Source organism: Treponema sp. C6A8 (assembly GCF_000619925.1).
Classification (GTDB): Bacteria; Spirochaetota; Spirochaetia; order Treponematales; family Treponemataceae; genus Treponema_D.
The window spans coordinates 794933-814925 of the sequence record NZ_JHVB01000001.1; the positions used below are offsets into that span (position 1 = coordinate 794933).

At 40.9% G+C, this 19993-nt stretch carries 17 protein-coding genes; 3 read left to right on the plus strand and 14 right to left on the minus strand.

Annotated features, from left to right (window positions below):
• Window positions 1-96 precede the first annotated feature (96 nt).
• The 3 genes from T530_RS14955 to T530_RS0103545 form a co-directional block, all read right to left on the minus strand.
• Entirely contained in the window at window positions 97-2151 is a 2055-nt protein-coding gene (locus T530_RS14955) for a methyl-accepting chemotaxis protein (RefSeq protein WP_027727842.1), read from the minus strand.
• A gap of 139 nt (window positions 2152-2290) precedes the next feature.
• The gene (gene ruvA, locus T530_RS0103535) at window positions 2291-2905 is read right to left on the minus strand and encodes a Holliday junction branch migration protein RuvA (protein WP_027727843.1); all 615 of its coding nucleotides are present in this window, start codon (window positions 2903-2905) and stop codon (window positions 2291-2293) included.
• Between the two features lie 161 nt (window positions 2906-3066).
• Window positions 3067-4743, minus strand: a complete 1677-nt coding sequence (locus tag T530_RS0103545; protein WP_027727844.1) for a nucleoside kinase — start codon at window positions 4741-4743, stop codon at window positions 3067-3069.
• A 164-nt stretch (window positions 4744-4907) separates the two neighbouring features.
• Here T530_RS0103545 and T530_RS0103550 point away from each other — a divergent pair, with 164 nt between their 5' ends.
• The 3 genes from T530_RS0103550 to ruvC all read left to right on the plus strand — a co-directional run bounded on the left by T530_RS0103550 (window position 4908) and on the right by ruvC (window position 8404).
• Entirely contained in the window at window positions 4908-6923 is a 2016-nt protein-coding gene (locus T530_RS0103550; protein ID WP_027727845.1) for a PP2C family protein-serine/threonine phosphatase, read from the plus strand.
• A 58-nt stretch (window positions 6924-6981) separates the two neighbouring features.
• Window positions 6982-7725 carry a YebC/PmpR family DNA-binding transcriptional regulator gene (locus T530_RS0103555; protein ID WP_009107819.1) on the plus strand — a complete coding sequence of 248 codons (744 nt, stop codon included), beginning with the start codon at window positions 6982-6984 and terminating at the stop codon, window positions 7723-7725.
• Window positions 7726-7846: 121 nt separating this feature from the next.
• On the plus strand, window positions 7847-8404 hold the full coding sequence (ruvC, locus tag T530_RS0103560) for a crossover junction endodeoxyribonuclease RuvC (protein ID WP_156011513.1): 558 nt from the start codon (window positions 7847-7849) through the stop codon (window positions 8402-8404).
• 16 nt (window positions 8405-8420) lie between these two features.
• Here the strand turns inward: ruvC and T530_RS0103565 are convergent, their stop codons facing one another.
• From T530_RS0103565 to hslV, 11 genes are all read right to left on the minus strand, one after another.
• Entirely contained in the window at window positions 8421-8858 is a 438-nt protein-coding gene (locus T530_RS0103565) for a hypothetical protein (RefSeq protein ID WP_027727847.1), read from the minus strand.
• Window positions 8845-10275 (minus strand): FliI/YscN family ATPase, encoded by a 1431-nt coding sequence (locus T530_RS0103570; protein ID WP_027727848.1) that lies wholly within the window; start codon window positions 10273-10275, stop codon window positions 8845-8847. The genes T530_RS0103565 and T530_RS0103570 overlap by 14 nt, the downstream gene beginning before the upstream one ends.
• A 24-nt stretch (window positions 10276-10299) precedes the next feature.
• Window positions 10300-11232, minus strand: coding sequence for a flagellar assembly protein FliH (fliH, locus tag T530_RS0103575; RefSeq protein ID WP_027727849.1), 933 nt, complete (start codon window positions 11230-11232; stop codon window positions 10300-10302).
• A 34-nt stretch (window positions 11233-11266) separates the two neighbouring features.
• The gene (fliG, locus tag T530_RS0103580; protein ID WP_027727850.1) at window positions 11267-12361 is read right to left on the minus strand and encodes a flagellar motor switch protein FliG; all 1095 of its coding nucleotides are present in this window, start codon (window positions 12359-12361) and stop codon (window positions 11267-11269) included.
• Window positions 12362-12371: 10 nt separating this feature from the next.
• Window positions 12372-14081, minus strand: coding sequence for a flagellar basal-body MS-ring/collar protein FliF (fliF, locus tag T530_RS0103585; protein ID WP_027727851.1), 1710 nt, complete (start codon window positions 14079-14081; stop codon window positions 12372-12374).
• 100 nt (window positions 14082-14181) lie between these two features.
• Window positions 14182-16194, minus strand: coding sequence for a serine protease (locus T530_RS0103590; protein WP_027727852.1), 2013 nt, complete (start codon window positions 16192-16194; stop codon window positions 14182-14184).
• A 183-nt stretch (window positions 16195-16377) separates the two neighbouring features.
• Window positions 16378-16773 (minus strand): flagellar hook-basal body complex protein FliE, encoded by a 396-nt coding sequence (gene fliE / locus T530_RS0103595; RefSeq protein ID WP_027727853.1) that lies wholly within the window; start codon window positions 16771-16773, stop codon window positions 16378-16380.
• A gap of 30 nt (window positions 16774-16803) precedes the next feature.
• Window positions 16804-17262, minus strand: a complete 459-nt coding sequence (gene flgC / locus T530_RS0103600; RefSeq protein ID WP_027727854.1) for a flagellar basal body rod protein FlgC — start codon at window positions 17260-17262, stop codon at window positions 16804-16806.
• A 90-nt stretch (window positions 17263-17352) separates the two neighbouring features.
• Complete coding sequence (gene flgB / locus T530_RS0103605; protein ID WP_027727855.1) at window positions 17353-17769, minus strand: flagellar basal body rod protein FlgB; 417 nt, start codon at window positions 17767-17769, stop codon at window positions 17353-17355.
• Between the two features lie 136 nt (window positions 17770-17905).
• Window positions 17906-19426, minus strand: coding sequence for an ATP-dependent protease ATPase subunit HslU (gene hslU / locus T530_RS0103610; protein ID WP_156011514.1), 1521 nt, complete (start codon window positions 19424-19426; stop codon window positions 17906-17908).
• Window positions 19427-19433: 7 nt separating this feature from the next.
• Window positions 19434-19979: an ATP-dependent protease subunit HslV gene (hslV, locus tag T530_RS0103615; protein WP_027727857.1), complete on the minus strand. Its 546-nt coding sequence runs from the start codon at window positions 19977-19979 to the stop codon at window positions 19434-19436.
• Window positions 19980-19993: the final 14 nt, after the last annotated feature.

The window sequence follows — 19993 nt, forward strand, 5'->3', positions numbered from 1 at the left end:
CGTCGCAAATAACGAACCTCTGCTCCGCATTTTTTATACAGCCTGACTTAAAAACTGCTAGAACCTAGAACCTAAAACCTAGAACCTATAATCTCATCAAACCTTGAACTTATCTACCTGTTCACCAATCTTATCGATTGAGTGATTAATCTGGTCAGAAACTTCGCTCAAGGCAGCGCCTGTTTCATTGATGTTCTTGGCACCAATACCCATTTCTTCCATGCTCTGAGTCATGTTAGCAGCGGCATCCTGAAGAGCCTGAACCTCTTTAAGAATCATCTTGTTTCCTTCTTCCATTTCTGCAGATGCATTCTTTACCTCAAGAGTACTGTCCTGCATGCTGTGAAGGGCTTCTGTAATCTGCTTAGAACCTTCGTTCTGCTCTTCCATTGCAGACTTAATCTGCATTACAAGAGCATCTGTTTCTTCAAGTTTCTTCGATACAGATTCAAAGGCAATACTTGCTTCAGAAGAAGCAGAAACTACTTCATTGATAGATTCCTTAATATTGTTCAGCTGGTCACCTATTGTCTTTGACTGAGCTGTAGAAGTTTCAGAAAGTTTTCGGATTTCATCAGCAACTACTGCGAATCCCTTACCAGCTTCACCGGCATGAGCAGCTTCAATTGCGGCGTTCATGGCAAGAAGGTTTGTCTGGCTTGCAATAGAAGAAATTGCAACGTTTGCTTCCTGAAGCATCTGTGACTGAGTTTCAATCTGTTCAATACGGTCATTTACAGCCTTCTGCTTGCTGATACCAACCTGTGAATTAGAACGCAAATCATCAAATGAGTGAGCCATTTTATCCATAGAGGTATTTACAGAAGAAATATTACCAATCATCTGTTCAACTGCAGCAGAAGCCTGAGTTACACCGCTCGACTGAGTTTCAACCATGCGTCCAAGAGATTCGATATTAGAAGCAATCTCTGTTACGGCACCAGCTGTCTGGTTAACGCTCTGGTTCTGACCTTCAATCTGGCGCTTCATACTGTCGATATTTGCAACAATCTCTGTAATAGAACTTGCCGTATCGTGAGTTGCTGTTGTAAGGTTTTCACCGGCAACCATAAGTTCATCTTTAGAAGATTTTACGTCACCAATAATAACCTGAAGTTTTCCGGCAAAAGTATTGAAACCGTTTACAACATCACCAATTTCATCCTGTGAAGTCTGAGGAATACGCTGTGTAAGGTCTGCATCACCGCTTGAAATATCATTCAAAGTATTTTTTACACCATTAAGAGGCTTCAAGAGACGGCCAAGAATAATTGCAGCAATTACACAAAGTACAATTACAAGAGCAATAATAATTGGAATTACGATGACAAGAATCTGATGCATGATTTCATAGATAACAGCGGTTGACTTTGCAACAAAAAGCATTCCTGAAATTTCACCGCTCTTATCCACAATCGGAGCATAAACACAAAGATAACCTTTACCGGCAATCATTGCTGTACCTTCATAGCGCTCACCTTTATCAAAAACTGTTTCGAGGATTTTTTTATCTTCCTGTTTTGTTCCAACAAGATTATCTCCCAGGGTTGTTGCGGCACGAACGTTTCCTTCAAACATTGTACATTCAAGATTGTAAGTATCTTTAATTGTATTTACGAATTCTGAATCACTCATACTGAAAGTTCCAAGAACACTACCAACAATACGACCACCAGATTTAATTGGATAAGCATAAGAAATACTAAAAGGGAAAATATCACTTGATTCAAAAGCATATTCAGGATTACCGTTCAAGGCATTTTTTACGGCATGGGAATTAGCAATATTTTTTCCTTTGCCGCCGTTACCGCCGACAATATTTCCTTTTTCATCTGTTACAAGAAGGTAGTCAATATCAAGAAGTCTTTTCTGATCTGTGGCAAGCTGATTTGCAGTATCAAAATCATCATTAGCGAGGGCTGTTGCAAGACGTGTTTTATCAGCAAGTACCAGAGTTGAATACCTCAACTCTTCACGCCATTCCTCCAGAGTGCCCATAACACCTCTTTCAGTAGTCTGTAGATTTTCAAGCGTGATTTTTGAAACTTCAGAAGCAACAATCTTTGTTGATATAAACGCAACAGAAGCTGATGCAAGAACAATTGCAAGGGCAACAAGCGCACCAATTTTTACCGACAATTTTAATTTCATAAGTCACTCCCATGTTGTCCACAAGTTGAAAAAACAAGAGGAAAACATTTTTTTATACTCTCATTATAAACCCGGAATTTTTATAATGCAAAATAAATATAAAAAAATGAGGAGTTTTTGATGATTTATATAGAAAGAATTAAGCCAATTCTACGATTGCGCGGCGGAAAATCAAATCTTCGCGGTCTTTTTGAGTCTTGCCTGCAAAATCTGACTGAGCTGAAAGTACTTCTGCCAGCTGGCTGACCTTCTGTTCAACAAGACGTTTATCGTAGCCCATGCTTACAAGTGAGGCAACGACATCAGAATAAGGACTTGCAGACTGTATATTAATAGAAGGATTTGCTTCAGAAAGTTTAAGTTTTCCCTTAAGGGCCAGCATCATCTTGGCGGCAGTTTTCTTACCAACGCCAGGAATCTTTTCCAGCATTTCAACGTCCCCGCGTTCAAGAACGTCATTCAAGCGGCCGCTGGAAACTGAACTCATAATTTTTACGGCGCCCTTAGGCCCTACCCCGTCAACTTTCAAAAGGTCTAAGAATACAGAGCGTTCATCAGCGCTTGCAAAACCATAAAGGCTCATAAGATTTTCTGTATGCTGAAGCCAGGTATAAACCTTTGCCTCATTACCCACAGGAGGAAGAAGTTCAAGGTTTGAATCGGGAACACAGATATCCCATTCAATTCCGTTATTATCCAAAAAAAGCTGTTTAGGAAATTTTGCCGTTATGATTCCAGTGATTGAGTTGAACATAGTAAATATTATAGCAGAATCAGCCACAGATGGACATAGAGTTTATTTTTTGCAAATTTCATTCCAAAAGTGCAAACTCGCGCATGAATGCGCTCGTGAGATAGTTTTTCGGATAATCCTAAAGCGAACGCATGGTTCGCTTTAGGATTTCCGATTTTCATCTAATATTTAAATGCGCTTCCACCTATAAATTCTCGTATAATCGAGCGTGGCGGTACTGCTTCCGGTGAAACTGTAGTGAAGTTTTCCAGGAAAGAAAGCAGGCGGCGGGCTTCAGCGTATTCAGGCATTGTCGGGTTTACCTGACGCAAAAGAGGCGCTGCGTAAACTCGCAGAACTGAAAGCTCGTAGTCCAGGGCTGTGTTCAAAACTGCATCCGCATTGTTCTGGAACGGGAAAATGTGAAGTTCTTCTCCCTTACGAACGCTAGGCCACATCTGAATTGTACCTTCTGCCGGTTTTCCGCGGAAGTTGTTGTCACGTACGATTCTTCTGATAAGGCGGTTATCACTTGTAGAAACACGGTTATGGTCGTTCAGGTTCAGCTGGGTCAAGGCAGAAAGATAAATCTTGAATTTATATTCTGCAGGAACCTTTGGAGTAAGCTTGTCATTCAAACCATGAATTCCTTCCATAATAAGGATTTCATTCTTACCCAAAGTCATTGTGTTTCCTTCTTCAAAATAGCTGGTTCCTGTGTGGAAGTCATAGCTTGGAAGTTTGATTTCCTTTCCTTCAAACAAATCCATAAGATTCTGGTTCAAAAGATCAATATTCAAGGCTTCAAGACATTCAAAATCAGGCTGACCGTTTTCATCAAGTGGAGTCTTGTCTGCACCGGCATAGTAACAGTCAAGGCTGATTACTTTTGGAGTATAGCCAAGAGCCTGAAGTTCAAGTGCCAGTTTTTTTGCAGATGTTGTCTTTCCTGAAGAAGAAGGTCCCGCAATCAAAACTACTCGGACAGTTTTTCTTTCAATAATCTGGCTTGCGATTTTTGAAAAGTTCTTCTGCTGGAAAATCTCTGTAATGTCAATAAAGTCATTGATTTTGCGCTGAGAAATCAGTTCATTAAGAGAAGCTGCAGAAGTTACGTTCATACGGCGTCCCCAGTTCTTGTACTTCTGGTAAACTTCAAAAAGCTTTGGTTCATCCTTAAATTCCGGAAGCTTATTTGGAGTTGCGTGACTTGGGAAGCGGAGCAAGAAGCCTTCACCGTATTTTTTCAGTTCAAAAGTCTTTAAGATTCCCGTGTGCTGAACCATAGGTCCAAAGTACATATCAGAAAATTCACCGATTGTATTGATTTTTACAGAAGGAAGACTTAAATATTCAAGCTGCTTTCTGGTTTCTACAAGCCCAAGTCTGTCAAAAAGTTCAGTTGCTTCTTCATAAGCAATGCGAGAAGTTTTAATTTCAAGATCAAGGTCAACAATTTTGCGCATTTCTGCCTGCATTGCATCAATTACTTCCTGAGTATCTTCTTTTCCATCATCAAGATTGTAATAGTAACCGTAGCCAAGACTGTGACCTACAAGAAGCCTTGTTTTCGGGTAGAGTCTGTGGGCGGCAGCGGCAAGCAGAAGGCAGAGGGAACGCTTGTAGATTGCAGAGCCCTCTTTTGTGGCCAGCATGATAGGTTCAATTTTTGCCGTGTACTGAATGCGTTTTTCTAGAGAGCAGATTTCATTATTGATTTTTACGCCAACAATATTATCAGTATCTTCCGGCGAAAGCTTAAAATTTCCTAAAACTCTATAAACTAAGGTTCCTGCTTCAACAGTTGTTTCTGAGATTACTTTTGAGTTGTTGATAAAAGTTACTTTAATTTGAGCCATAATGCACCTCTCAGTTATAATAATTTATAATAATTATAAAATGGAAAGTTTAATTTGTAAAAATAAATTGAATTGACAGTAAATATAAAGTATTGTAATCTTATTCTGATAGTAGTACTATCAGCGTAATAGATTAACACTCACAAACAGGAGTAATAAGACTTATGAAAAAATCAAATCTCTTGATTTTAGTTTTGTTCAGTTTGATACTTTCTTGTTTTACTGGCTGCAAAAAAATGAAGGACAGCAGCACCATTTACCTTTACAAAGACTGGACTTACACCTTAGACGAAAGCGGAAAAACAGGATGGAAAACTCTTCCGCCATCAAATCTTTCAAACCTTCCTCCTCTTTTAGAGACTGGAATCGGTTATATCTGGATAAAAAATACTTTAACAATTCCTGCTGACATTTCAGATAAAGATTTATCAATTTATCTTGGCCGCATCACAATGGCTGATGAAACTTATTTTAACGGCAGCCTGATTGGAACTGGCGGTTACTTCCCGCCGGCAGAATGGAGTTCATGGAATAAAGTCCGCGCCTATAATATTCCGTCAGGAATCATTAAAAAGGGAGCTGAAAACGAGCTTAAAATAAAAATCTGGATTAACGGAGAAGGTTCTGTTGTTGCAAATCCTCTTCCATATATTTCAGATTCAGATAAAGTTGAACATACCTATAAACGCGAGCGTTTCTGGAACGGAACCATTTATGCACTGTGCGCCTTTGCCCTTCTGGTAATTGCGGCATATCATATCCTTATTTTTGCAAAACGTCCTAAAGACCGTGAAAACATTCTCTTCGCCTTCATCAATATCGTAACAGCCTTCTATCTTTGTGTATTCTATATTGATGATTTGCCTGATTTGCCTTTCCACGGTCTGAACTTCCTTACCTTCCAGAAGATTTTCTCTTACTCACTTCCTTTCCTTTTGATTTATTTTGTAGGCTCCTTTGTTGAAGTATTTTTGGGCTATAAGGATTCAAGAATTGTAAAATATGTAAGAAGAATTCTTGTAGGACTTCCTATTGTTATTCTTTTACTTGCTCCAAATTATCCTGTATTAAGAAATATGTGGAATTTCTGTCAGCTGCTTCTTTTGCCTCAGCTGGTATTTATTGCCGTAACAATGATTCGGGCTTTCAGAAAGAACCGTCAGGATGTTCGTCCTCTTTTAATCGGTTTTTCTCCATTCATTCTTGCCATTTTCCTTGATCTTCTGCATAACATCTTGAAATGGTATGCGCTTCCTTATATTTCCATGTACGGCTGGATGCTTGTAATCATCATGCTTTTGTTCATCCTTGCAAGTAAATTTACTGCTGCCCGCAATGAAGCAGAAGATTTGAATGCCAACCTGGAACAGAAGGTAAATGACCGTACCCGCGAACTTTCTGAAGCAAACTCAGCTCTTGAAGCAGCAAATAAACAGGCCGCAGATGACATGAAGCTTGCAGTTTACGTTCAGCAGAGCTTCTATCCAAGAACTGCTCCTATCACAAGCGATTATGATGTAGCCTTTACCTTTAATCCAAAGGCCGGCGTTTCCGGAGACTTGTTCGATTTCTATAAAACTGGTAACCGCCTTTCTGGCGCTGCACTCTTTGACGTTTCAGGCCACGGTATTGCGGCAGGTCTTGTTACAATGCTTGCAAAATCGATTATTTCTAAGGAAGTAGTTGATAATATGAATAAGCCTCTTGCTTCAGTAATGAGCATTATCAGTAATAAGATTGCTGAAGATAAGGGTGATGTAGAAAACTACCTTACTGGTATTCTGCTCCGTTTTGAAGATGACCACGTTTATTATGTAAACGGAGGCCACCCTGCAATGTTCTTCAGAAATGCCGCAGGTAAGGCTAGTATGGCTGCAATTGCCGGAAAAGAATCTTCTGGCGGATTAATCGGTATTAAAAATATTCCTGTTGAATATACCGGAATTAAATTCAGAATGAGCCCGGGTGATGCAATCATCATTTATACAGACTGCTTGTATGAATCAAAGGATGTAAATGGAGTTGAGTTCGGAACTGACCGAATTAAAACTGCCTTTGAACACGCTACAGGACATTCTGCCCAGGAAAAACTTAATCAGGTTTTGGGCGAGTTCCGTGAATACACAGAAGGTGCTGAAATCAAAGATGACCTTACAATGATAGTTATTGTAAAAAAATGATAAATATGCTAAATTAAACTATTAATTCAGTAATCTAATATTATATAAGGAGTTCCCCATGTCAGGACACAGTAAATGGGCGACAATCAAACACGCTAAAGGAATCGCCGACGCAAAGCGCGGTAAGATTTTTACAAAATTCATTAAGGAAATTTCTATTGCTGCACGTATGGGTGGTGGTGATCCTAACTCTAACCCACGTCTCCGTACAATCATCATTAAGGCTCGCGCTGCTAACATGCCTAAAGACAACATCGAGCGCGCAATCAAAAAAGGTACTGGTGAAGACGGTGCAACATCTTACGAAGAATTGGTATACGAAGGATACGCTCCAGGTGGAGTTGCTGTAATGGTTGAAGTTCTTACAGATAACAAAAACCGTGCTGCTGCTGATATCCGTAATATCTTTACAAAGAACGGCGGAAACCTTGGTACTACTGGTTCTGTATCACGCATGTTCCAGCGCAAGGGTACAATTGAATACGATGCAGAAAAAGTTTCTGAAGACGAAGTAATGGAAGTTGCTTTGGAAGCAGGTGCTGACGATATCGTAAATGAAGACGGAGTTATCACTGTAACAACTTCTCCTGATGCATTCGCTGCTGTTGCTGATGCATTGAACGAAAAAGGCTTTGAATCACTTTCTGCTGATGTTGGTCTTGTTCCAGATGCTTATCAGCCAGTTGATAAAGATACAGCTGCTAAAGTTCAGAAGATGATTGATAAACTTGAAGACAATGATGATGTTCAGAATGTTTATCATACAGCTGAATTCCCAGATGACTTCGAGCCGGAAGAATAATAAGTTTTCTGCTTAAGTTTAAGAGTCCGCTTACAGGCGGACTTTTTTTATGGCTTAGAGAAGTTTTTGACACGGATGAACACGGATAAACACAGATGGGACACAGATAAATTATAGACATATGATTAATAAGACAGCGGAATTTGAGTCCTTACCGGGAACTATAAAAAATAACGAAAATTCTCATCTGAAAAAGAAAATTAAGCGGGTGCTGGGAATTGACCCGGGACTGGCTAATACGGGCTTTGGCATCGTTGATTTTTGCCAGGGAAAATACCGCATGGTAAGCTATGGCTGTATTACTACAAAGTCTGACCAGCCCCACGGTGAGCGGCTTCTTTCTATATATAACCGTCTCTGCGCTGTAATCGATGAGTTTAAGCCTGATGAAGCGGGTATGGAAACCCTCTTTTTTGCAAAAAACGTAACATCTGCCATGGGGGTTGCAGAAGCCCGGGGTGTAGTGACTCTCTGTCTTGCCCAGCACTGCATCAAGCTTGGAGAATATCAGCCGAATCAAATTAAGCAGGCTGTGACAGGAACCACAAAGGCAGACAAGGAACTTGTGGAACACTATGTAAAAATCCTTTTAGGGCTTAAGACAGAACCAAAGCCAGACCACGCCGCCGACGCACTGGCAGGGGCAATTACTCATCTTCATTATAATTGCAACAAATAACTTTTTGAAACTATAACTAATTCCTGTGTTCCGCACTAACCTTACTTGCTGCAATTGCCTGCAGGCGTTTATTTTCCGCGTGCTTTACTTCTTCTTTATACTGGGAAAACTGCAGTTCTTTCATTTTTTCAAGAGCGGTAGTTTTTTTCATGCATTCTTTTAGGACTTCTCTCTTCTGGTCGCTTACAAGCTTTGCCTCGGCAAGCTGTTTAAGAAGTTCTTCTTTCTGATAATTCAAGAGATTTTTGTTCTGGCTCATGCTGACCATATCTGAAAAATCAAGGGAGCCTGACATATATTTATCAAGGGCAGCATACTGCTCGGCAATCTTTTTTAAACTGTTTTGAATTTCAGTTTCAACAGCCAGGGCTTTTGCCAGCTCCCCTTCTGCCTGCTGTTTTTCAAAATCGCGGTATTCAAGGATTTTTTCAAGTTCAAACTTAAATTTCTTCACTTTCTGTTACAGCCTTCTGGGCATCAACAATCTGAGCAGTTGTAGGACGGTTCAAGGCTGGAGCCTCAGAATATTCCTCTTCAGGAATTTCCACTCCTGCAAGCAGAGCCATTTTATCAAGGGTATCCTTCATAGGACACGGGTCAAATTCTTCCTGCTTGAGAAAGTCTTCAATTTCATCATGTTTATCAATAGCCGCATCAATACTTGCAGAATTACCCTTCTGATAGATACCCGCAGTAATCATAGTGGAGTTATCGCGGTAGGTTGCCATCAAAGTTCTGATTTTACCCGCAGCAATCTGAGTCTGCTTTCCGCTTACCCGCTTAGAAAGACGGCTTATAGAAGCAAGAACATCAATTGCAGGATAATGATAAGCCTGTGCCAGCTGACGGGAAAGAACGATATGACCGTCCAGAATACCGCGAACGGCATCTGTAATAGGCTCGTTCATATCATCAGAATCTACAAGGACGTTATAGAAGGCTGTAATGGAACCTTTATCGTTTGTACCGGTACGTTCCATAAGCTTTGGAAGCATATCAAAAACTGACGGAGGATAGCCGCCGTTTCCAGGAAGCTCACCGTTAGAAAGTCCGATTTCCTGCTGAGCCTTGGCAAAACGGGTAACGTTATCCATCATTAAAACTACGTCTTTTCCCTGGTCGCGGAAGTATTCTGCTATGGCGGTACAGACATAGGCAGCGCGGACACGGCAGATTGCAGGCTGGTCACCAGTTGCAACTACAACAACAGAACGCTTTAAGCCTTCTTTTCCAAGATCTCGGTCAATAAAATCAAGAACCTCGCGGCCTCGTTCACCAATCAAACCGATTACGTTAATATCAGCATCAGTATTTCGGGCAATCATGGAAAGCAAAGTCGATTTACCGACACCAGACCCCGCAAAAATACCGATTCGCTGACCTTTTCCGATTGTCAAAAGTGAGTCGATGGCGCGAACGCCGGTTGTAATTCTTTTGTTTACCGGATTTTTTCGCATTGGATCCGGAGAAACTTCAATTGCAGGATAATATGTTTCCGGGCTGATTTCTCCCTTGCCGTCAATGGCAGTGCCCGTTGCATCGATAGTGCGCCCCAAAAGAGTCATTCCAACCGGGACCTGTAAGGTGGCGCCGGAAGCAATGACTTCACAGCCTATTTCAATTCCCTTAGTTTCGCCAAAGGCAGTAAGGCGGACAGTCTTTCCCTGTAAGCCCACAACTTCAGCTTTAATTGATTTACCGCCAGGAAGCTTTATAGTACAGATTTCACCGATTACAGAACGTGGGCCTTCGCTTTCAATTTCAAGACCTTTTACGCCTGAAACGCGGCCAGTATAGAGAATTGTTTCTGCATCGCAGACTTTTTCAAGATATTTTGTAAAATTAAATTCACCCTGATAAGATGCTTTCATAAAGTCCTCCCGTTTAAACAGACCTTACTCTGCCGAAGTAAGATTATCCTGCGGCTTAATTGTCTTAAGAGGAGAAACTTCAAGGATTTTATTTTCGAGTTCGGTAAGCTGACTTGAAATGCGGGCATCAATAGCACCGAAGTCAGTTTCAACAATACAACCGCCCTTTTCTACAGAAGAATCTTCAAGAACCTTGATTGCTTCAATATTTTCAACATGCTGAATAAATTCCTGAATATGAGATGTTGTAAGCTTTACTTCTTCAAGATTTACACGAAGAGTTACCTTACCGCGAGCCTTTACTTTTTTAAGGGCCGCAAGAGTATTTGCCATTACGACATTTTTCTGGCTTTCAGAAAGAATCTTTATTACTTTTCTTGCCATCAAAATTACAAGCTCTACAATCTGGCTTTCAGTTTCAGAAAGGATTTCTTCACGGCGCTGCATTACAGATTCAACCATTTTGTGCATGCGCTCAACAAGGCGGTCTACTTCTGCAACTCCACCGTCATAGCCTTCCTTATAACCAGCCTGGTATCCATTCTGATGAGCATCTGATTCCAGCTGGGCTCTTTTTGCTTCGGCTTCTGCTACAATCTGCTCTGCTTCTGCGCGGGCTTTAGTAAGAATCTGATTTGCTTCGTTTTCTGCATTTGCCTTGATTTCTGCCGCAGAGTTTGTCTGGCGCTGAACTTCCTCAAAAGCAGCGTCTTCTGCCTTTTTAATGATTGCATCAGCCTGGAGCTGAGCCTCATTCTGCATCTGCTGTTTTTCCTGCTCCCACTGGGCCTTGAATTCTTCAGCTTCCTTTTTCAGGTCTTCAACAGTAGGGCCGTCATAAACTTCTTCTTCAACCTCCGGCTCTTCTTCTACCGGAGTATAATCTTTAAAAAGCGGCAAAACCATCTTCTTTTCTAGTTCTTTTGCTTCGCCGGGTCTGAAAACTGCTTTTGCCACTTTTTGTTACCTCTCTACTTTTTTACAGATTAGTTTATGAAACCAATTCGTCCTCACCAGAACGAGCAATAACGATATCACCAGAGTCTTCAAGACGACGGATGATAGATACAATCTTCTGCTGAGACTCTTCAACGTCCTTCAAGCGGACAGGTCCCATGAATTCCATATCTTCCTTAAGCATGGAAGCCGCACGTTTAGACATGTTGCGGAAAATCTTATCCTGTACTTCGGTATCAACAGATTTAAGCGCTTTTGCGAGTTCCTGCTGATCGACATCGCGGAGTACTTTCTGAATAGCGCGGTCGTCGAGCATAACGATATCTTCGAATACGAACATTCGCTTTTTGATTTCCTCTGCAAGGTCTGGATCGTCTTCTTCCAGCTGTTCGATAATGGCCTTTTCAGAAGAACGGTCAACAAGGTTGAGGATTTCAACGATAGATTCAACACCACCGGCAGCAGTGTAGTCTTCAGAAGACAGAGTAGAAAGTTTCTTTTCCAATACGCGTTCAACTTCACGCAAAACGTCAGGAGATGTACGGTCCATTGTTGCAAGACGCTTAGAAACTTCAGCCTGCATTTCTTCCGGCAGGTTCTGCAAAATAATGGCAGCCTTTCCAGGCTCCAGGTAAGCAAGAATAAGGGCGATAGTCTGCGGATATTCCTGCTGAATAAAGTTCAAAAGGTGGGCAGGGTCTGTACGACGAATAAAGTCGAACGGACGAACCTGAAGGCTTGATGTAAGGCGGTTGATGATATCAATAGCCTTCTGGCTTCCCAAAGATTTTTCCAAAAGTTCGCGCGCATAATCAATACCACCAGTGGTGATAAAGTTCTGGGCATTCATAAGCTCCTGGAACTCTTCAAGAACGGCATCTTTAAATTCAGGATTTACTTTTTCCTGACGGGCAATTTCAAATGTTAGGGTTTCAACCTCATCTTCACGCAGATGCTTCATGATTTCTGCAGAAACATCAGGGCCGATAGAGATTAAGAAAATAGCCGCTTTCTGACGGCCGGTAAGGCTTTTATAATCTTTATTGTTCTTTTTAGAACCGGCAGCGCCAGCTGGTTTTAACACCGGTTTTGGAGATGATTTTACTTCTCCGCCTGCTTCATCAGCCATATATTCCTCCCTACTCTTCCATCAGCCATGTACGTATGAGCATTGCAACATCTTCAGGATGCTCTTTTGCCATAGCAATTGCATTTTCCTGAAGCTCCATACGTCTTGTTTCTTCAACAGACATTGTAACGTCCATACCTTCGTCTTTTGCTTCCCAAAGGGCACGTTCGCGTGCTGCCTGCTGTTCTGCAAGAAGACGGGCTTCGCGTTCGCGTCTGCGTCTTTCCATTTCCTTAGAAATAATTCTGAAGAGGATAAAGCCGACAAGGATAACAGCAATAGAAACAAGAACAAGAATAATTGTACGGCGTCTTTGGATTGCAGCAAAGTATTCTGCATCCTCTTCTTCAAACTGTTTAGTACGGTCAATCTGAAGAGCTGTAACACTTACAATATCACCGCGGCTTCTGTTATAGCCGATTGCGCCTTCAATATAACTTCTTACGCTGTCAAGCTCAGCCTGAGTTGGTTCTACATAAGTGCGTTTTATGGCGCCAAATTCGTCAAATTCCCACTGGCCGGTCTTAGGGTCTTTTGTCTTTTTCCAGATACCGTCAACATTGACAGAAACAGACCATTTTTCAGGCTTAGGAGCCGAAACTTCGTGAGTTGTTGTTGTGTTGATTACGTTATTCTGAGTAACACCTGTCTGAGTAGAACGGCCGATTACATTACTCATATCTGAATAAACAGGAGGAGTCTGTCCTTCAACACCCGCAGGACCTTCCGGATTATAACCTGTTCCCTGCCATTCATTTGTAACTGTCTGGCTTGAAATTGGAAGATAGTCTACCATATCAGAATCGTCGTAAGGAGTGTCGGGGTTATCTTCCTTGCGGACAATCGGTGAATATTTTGTAGAATCAATTGTTTTCTGAGAATAATCCATCTCAAGCTTTACGTTGAGGTTACGGATTCGGTCTTCTGTGAAAATTCCCTGCAGAGTTGTAAGGATGTCTGCAGTCATCTGAATTTCCATTTTATTGATATTTTTCTGCTGTTTTGCGACTAAATCAATGCGATCGCTTTCAGCCATGCCTTCAAAATCATTAATCTGCTCGCCCTGAGAATTTGTGATTACAAGGTTATCTTCTGTAAGACCTTCAACGGCAGAAAGGATAAGTCGCTGCAAGCCTAAAATACGGCGGCGGTTTGTAGCAAAATCACTTCCGCTGTTAAGGAAAAGTGTTACAGAGGCAGAAACAGGTCTCTGGTCAGCAGCAAAAAGCTTATCTTCAGGACGAACAATTACAACTTTTGCATCGCGGATGCCGTCAATTGTAATAATCATATTGCGGACTTCGTTCTGAAGTTCCTTATTCAGCTTCATAAGCTGGTCAGCATCAGTTGTTGACCAGTCACGCTTAAAGATTGAAGCAGAGAAAGGCTGTACGTAAGAAGGGACAAGATTTTCACTTACTAAAAGAGTCTGAAGCTTTCGGGCGGTTCTTTCATCTTCAACGATGATATAACCGTCCTGAACTGAACAAGGGATATGTTCTTCGTCAATTCTGTCTGTGATTTTTGTGAGTGTATCAGGATCTGAAATTGCCTGAGTAAAAACCCTTACTGTAGTTGGCTTTGAAGAAACGCGCGCAGCAGAAACTATCGCAATTATGATAACTGCGAATATACCAATTATTATGACTTTTTGAATTGGTTTGCCGTTTTTCCAAAGGCCTTTGGCTTTTTCGGCAAACTTTTTAAGCCATTCGTTCATCTGTCCCCTCCCGTGAACGAATTTCTTTTCATTTTTTTAAAGAAATTTATATAAATTTAATTAATTATAACACAAGGGTTTAAACTTGACAATTATAATTTTATTTTACAGTAATTCCTGTCTCAATTTTTGAAGCAAAATCCTTGATTTCGTCAAATTTATTCTGACCTTCCATCTCATAGCTGAAAACATAGAGATATTCTGAGTCTTCTGCATTTGATTTATCAAAGCCGGCCTGATAAACAACTTTATCAAGATATGTGCATTTTTCTTCATTATATGGCTCGCCATTATATGGAGAAACCTGATTTACATACTGTTTCCACCACTGCTGCAAATCATCTTTTGCCTTTTTGCCAGGATTTTTAATCATAAAAACAGAAACGCTTTTATAATCTTCTTCCTTAGTACTTGTCCAGAAGGCAACATTTCTGATTTCAGAAGTAAGTTTTCCGTCTTTTTCTGCATATCCTGTTCTTACAACAATTGCGCTGTCATCATTATACTGAATGTTCTTCTTGGAAATTGAAAACTTGATTGAATCTGTATTGAACTCAATTCCGTCATCACTTTCTTTCATAGAAAGCTGCTTTTCAATTGGTGAGAATTTTTCACGCATACTTTCAGGAAGAGCAAAATATTCACGCCAGTATTTGATTTTTCCGCCGTAACGAGGATATATGAAATCTGACATAAATTTTGTATCCAGATTGATTGTGCGTAAAATCTGATTACGGTTTGAAACTGAACAAAGAACAATTGCTCCAGTTGGAGTTGGAAGAAGGAATGTCAAAGCCATTGCATCAGAGAAATCAAGGGCATAATAATTCAAATACCAGGTTCTTCCAAAATAATCTTTGTATTCTTCTGATTTTACAGGTTCGCCGAAAGAAAGAATCTGAACCTGCTCACCATATACGTTTCTCTTAAAGGCAAAGGCTTTAATGAGGTAATCCATTGTTGTTTTTGGATTTTCAACAAGGTCTTTAAGAGGAAGAGAATCAGGCTTGTGAATTCTTGCAAAATAATAATTAAGCATAGCGCCGTATTCAACATATCCGTTATCTTCAAGGTTGAATGTTTTAAGGTTACTAGGCTGAGCATAATCCCATGAACCGCTCTGATTCAAATAAAGCAAAAGAGGGAAAGGAGAACCATAAACATTTGCAAAGAATTCATCTTTCTGAATTGAATTTTCAAAACATTTTTCACCGTTTGGAGAATAGTCCTTCTTCATTTCATCAATGCAGGTTTCAATATCCTTCTGATGAAGGGCTGTAGCAGTTTTATTTACTTCAGAAATTGTTTTTGGAAGAGGAATTTCTGCCTGAAAAATATGAGGATGGTGGTAGCTCAAAATATTTGGCAGAATATATTTATAATCAGCATATGCAATTCCCGTGTCAACTTTTTCTGCAGAAACTTCTTTAATAGGAAGAGCATAATTGAGGTTTTCATTTTCACTCTTCATGGTAATAATACCAATTACAGAACCGTCAGGATTTACAAGCGGTCCGCCAGAGTTTCCAGGGCTAGCCGCAGCAGAAAATCTGCTCCATTTCCAGTCGCCGTTCTTTTCTTCATATGTCTGGCTTGTAAGGGAACCGTTACGGATTACAATTCCTTCGCCCAGGGCATTTCCAACAGAAAAAACAGTTGAGTTGATTTCAAACTTATCGCTTGTTTCAAGACCCATTCCAGGCTGGAATTTAAAATCTTTGGCAGTAAACTTTACAAAGTCGCGGCGCTGAGAAAATTCCTGAATCATATCGATTTCATAAACATTTTCAGCTGTATCGCGGATAAAATATTTGTCGTAAACACTTACATTGTAAAGGCTGAGTACGTGAGCGGCAGTGTAAAAAGAGCCGTCTGTCAAAAGGAAGGCTGTTCCAATTGGAATATATTTATCATTTCTGATTGCAAAAGGAATTCTTTCCAATGGAAGGTCTTTTTCATAAACAATAGCTGTATCTTCGTGCTTTTCTACAACTACTTCAAAAACGTTTGCGGATACTTTTTTATATACTTCATTGTCCAGGGCAATCTGAGCAAAAAGAGAAAGCCCTGCAAAAAAAGATGTAAATAGAATAGAACAAATAAATTTCTTCATATATACTCCGTTTTTAAAGTATATCAGAAAAATTTATTTGTTGCTATTATCGCGTGAAAACAGGTCTGCCGCTAAGAGGCACTAACGGGCTGGATTAAAATTGCTTTCGCAATTTTAATCGACGACGCATTTCCACGTAAATAAAAAACACACTTTTGAACAAAGTGCGTTTTTTATTTTCTATTATCGCGTTGTTGTAATCTCGTTCCAGCTTGTTGTAATGCGGTCGATTACGTTCTGGGCAAGATTCAGGCTCATCCTTGCTTTTGACATGGCAATTGTAACGTCGTGGATGTCTACGTCATCAGGATTTGTGATTAATTTTTCCTGAACTGCGTTTACTTCAAGCTGGCTGCCGTTTACAGAATTCAAAGCTTCCATAAGATAAGACTGGAAGGAACGTGAAGAAGCTTCCTTCACACCGCCAAGAGAATAAAGTTCTGAATCCTTAGAAACGCCTTTAATTGAATTAACAACAGGCATTTCTCCCGAATTCTGAACAGAAGATATTTTTGATTTTCCAAAATGCTGAAGGTCAGTTCGCGCCATCTGAAGAGCGCCAAATTCTGCAATTTTCATATTCCACCACCCGAATTTATTCTACATCAACTAGCGGCCAATGTCCAATGCAGCGTTGAACATATCCTTTGCACCGTCAACAACAGTGGCATTTGCTTCGTAAGCACGGCTTGCAGAAATCAAATCTACCATTTCGTTTACGATGTTTACGTTTGGATATTCAACATATCCGGCGTGAGGACCCGATTTAATTGCATCCGGATGGTCAGGGTCATAAACAAAAGTACCTTCACTGTTGTCCTTTACAATTTCCATTACTTTTACACCGCGTCCAGGACCGTTGTCCAGGTCAGAAGGCACAAAAGGCATTCTCCACTGTGGATGCGAATCCGAAACCGGGCTAAGTATTACAGAAGAGCGTTTGAAGGCTCCCCCTTCCTGTGTTCTTGTTGTTGTTGCGTTTGCAATGTTATCAGAAATTACATCGCTTCTAAGGCGTTCGGCACTCATTCCTGTTGCCGCAATATTTATACTGGTAAAAAGTCCCATTCTAAGCTCCTAGTTGGTAAAGCTAAAAATTGCTCCGCCGCAATTTTTTTAACGCTTTGCTATCAATCAAAAGGCCGCCAGCGGCCTTACTCATTTCTTCATCGCCGTATTAACTTGATCAAACTCAAATGCTGTCAGCTGAGTAAGCAGGCGGTACTGCATCTGAATCTGAAGGATATTGTTAGCTTCGTATTCTGCGTCTACGTTGTTGCCGTTTGCTTTTGCTGTAGAAAGATAGTCTGTTACGCGGCGAGGCTGAACTTCGCGGTAATCGTATGGCTGGTTGATTTTGATATGGCGGTCGTCTGTACGTGTGAGATGAAAAGAATCTTTCGCCATCTTTTCTGATTCAAAAGCGCGTTTTAATTCGCTTTCAAAGTTTACGGTCTGACGCTTAAAGTTAGGTGTTTCAGCGTTTGCAAGGTTATTAGAAGTAACCTGATAACGCAGACTCGAAACATCCATTTCGCGCTGTAATAAATCGATTGAGCGTGTAAAACTATTCATTTTTTTGACATCCTTTGTTTTATCATCGGAATCAAAAAAGAAAAGTTAAGAAAAAAATTAGCCACAGATGGGACGCAGATAAACACAGATAAAAATCACCATCTGTGTCCTATCTGTGTTTATCTGTGGCTATAATCTATAAGATATATCTTGAAAGGTCTTCGCTTGATGCTACGTCGTTGAGTTTTTCTTCAACGTATTTTGCATCAATTGTGATTGTTTCGCCTGCGTGCTCGTCTGCATCAAAAGCGATTTCATCAAGCACCTTTTCCATGATTGTATGAAGGCGGCGGGCACCGATGTTTTCAGCCTTTGAGTTTACATCTTCTGCAATAAAACTCATCTTATCAAGAGCGTCTTCTGTAAATTCAAGCTTCAAGCCTTCTGTTTCCAAAAGTGCTGTGTACTGTTTGATAAGGGAGTTCTTCGGCTCCATAAGGATTTTCTTGAAATCTTCCTTATGAAGAGATTCAAGTTCAACTCGCAATGGGAAGCGTCCCTGAAGTTCAGGAATCAAATCACTTGGAGCAGCAACACTGAAGGCTCCGGCTGCAATAAACAGAATGTGAGTTGTATCTACAACACCCATTTTTGTATTAACGTTACTTCCCTCTACAATAGGAAGAATATCGCGCTGAACACCTTCGCGGCTTACGTCCTGTCCGTGGCTTTCACCATGAACGGCAATCTTATCAATTTCATCAATAAAGATGATTCCGCTCTGCTCTACCCGTTTTTTAGCCTCGTCAGCAACCTTATCGTGGTCAATCATATTGTCCAGAGTTTCTTCGGTAAGGATTTTGCGGGCCTCGCGGATTGTAACGGAGCGCTTTTTACCCCGGCCGGAACCGTTCATCATATTGAGGATGCCCTGCATGCTGTTCTGAAGGTCATCAATTGAACCGCCTGCAATAATTTCCATGCTTGGCATTCCAACTGAACGGTGCACAACCATATCAACTTCGCGATCTTCAAGCTTTCCTTCGCGCAGCATTGTACGGAATTTTTCGCGGGTAGATTTATTTCTTTCTTCTTCAGCCTTTTCTTCATCAGATTTCTGCCGGGCAGCGGCGGCAGTATTTGCGGCATCAAGAGAATCCTGCAAAGAAGAAGCAAGCTTGTTCAAATCAAGGGTAATTCCGTTTTCACCAGCCTGAGTAATCAAGCCCTGTGGAAGCGGCTCAGCCTTTGCATCCTTTTTCTTGTCTTTGTCTTTTTCGCCGGAACCAGGAACCAGCAAATCAAGCAGTTTTTCTTCTACAATAGAAACTGACTTCTCACGAAGCTGCTCTTCCATTTCGGCTTTTACGTCGTTATAGCCCACAGCCATAAGGTCGCGGATCATAGATTCAACGTCGCGGCCGACATAGCCGACTTCTGTATATTTTGTAGCCTCAACCTTCAAAAATGGTGCCCCGCAAAGCTTTGCAAGACGGCGGGCAATTTCAGTTTTACCAACACCTGTAGGTCCAATCATCAGAATATTTTTTGGAGCAACTTCATCGCGGATTTCTTCTGCAAGCTTAAGGCGGCGAAAGCGGTTACGAAGGGCAACTGCCACAGCCTTTTTAGCCTTTTTCTGCCCGATAATATACTGATCAAGTTTTTCTACAATCTGTTTTGGGGTAAGTTCTGTCTTATTTTCGATTTCTTCCATAATGTTCCTACTCAAGAGTTTCAATTGTCAGATTCTGGTTTGTGTAAATACAGATGCTGCCGGCAATCTTCAAAGAACGCTCTGCAATTTCCTTTGCGCTCAAATCAGAAGAATCAAGATAAGCAAGAGCCGCAGAATATGCGTAGTTTCCGCCCGAACCGATTGCAATTGCATCTTTTTCAGGTTCAATAACGTTACCGTCTCCGCTGATTAAAAGAATCTTGTTTTTATCTGCAACAAGCAGCATTGCTTCAAGCTTCTGCAGCATGCGGTCTGTTCGCCACATTTTTGCAAGCTCAACAGCCGAGCGCATAATATCACCGTTATATTCTTTTACCTTAGTTTCAAAGCGGTCAAGAAGTGTAAAAGCATCTGCAACACTTCCGGCAAAGCCTGTAAGAATCTTTCCGTCATAAATCTTTCTTACTTTGCGGGAATTACCCTTGCATACAGTCTCGCCAAGAGTACACTGTCCGTCACCCGCCATAGCAACCTGTCCGTTTCTGCGCACAGCAAGAATCGTGGTGCTTCTAATTTTAATCTTATTTCCCATAGGTTAAAATATAA

Coding starts and splice junctions, on each gene's coding strand:
- T530_RS14955 (WP_027727842.1), bottom strand. CDS start 2,151: ATGAAATTAAAATTGTCGGTAAAAATTGGTGCGCTTGTTGCCCTTGCA.
- ruvA (WP_027727843.1), bottom strand. CDS start 2,905: ATGTTCAACTCAATCACTGGAATCATAACGGCAAAATTTCCTAAACAG.
- T530_RS0103545 (WP_027727844.1), bottom strand. CDS start 4,743: ATGGCTCAAATTAAAGTAACTTTTATCAACAACTCAAAAGTAATCTCA.
- T530_RS0103550 (WP_027727845.1), top strand. CDS start 4,908: ATGAAAAAATCAAATCTCTTGATTTTAGTTTTGTTCAGTTTGATACTT.
- T530_RS0103555 (WP_009107819.1), top strand. CDS start 6,982: ATGTCAGGACACAGTAAATGGGCGACAATCAAACACGCTAAAGGAATC.
- ruvC (WP_156011513.1), top strand. CDS start 7,847: ATGATTAATAAGACAGCGGAATTTGAGTCCTTACCGGGAACTATAAAA.
- T530_RS0103570 (WP_027727848.1), bottom strand. CDS start 10,275: ATGAAAGCATCTTATCAGGGTGAATTTAATTTTACAAAATATCTTGAA.
- fliG (WP_027727850.1), bottom strand. CDS start 12,361: ATGGCTGATGAAGCAGGCGGAGAAGTAAAATCATCTCCAAAACCGGTG.
- fliF (WP_027727851.1), bottom strand. CDS start 14,081: ATGAACGAATGGCTTAAAAAGTTTGCCGAAAAAGCCAAAGGCCTTTGG.
- T530_RS0103590 (WP_027727852.1), bottom strand. CDS start 16,194: ATGAAGAAATTTATTTGTTCTATTCTATTTACATCTTTTTTTGCAGGG.
- fliE (WP_027727853.1), bottom strand. CDS start 16,773: ATGAAAATTGCAGAATTTGGCGCTCTTCAGATGGCGCGAACTGACCTT.
- flgC (WP_027727854.1), bottom strand. CDS start 17,262: ATGGGACTTTTTACCAGTATAAATATTGCGGCAACAGGAATGAGTGCC.
- flgB (WP_027727855.1), bottom strand. CDS start 17,769: ATGAATAGTTTTACACGCTCAATCGATTTATTACAGCGCGAAATGGAT.
- hslU (WP_156011514.1), bottom strand. CDS start 19,426: ATGGAAGAAATCGAAAATAAGACAGAACTTACCCCAAAACAGATTGTA.
- hslV (WP_027727857.1), bottom strand. CDS start 19,979: ATGGGAAATAAGATTAAAATTAGAAGCACCACGATTCTTGCTGTGCGC.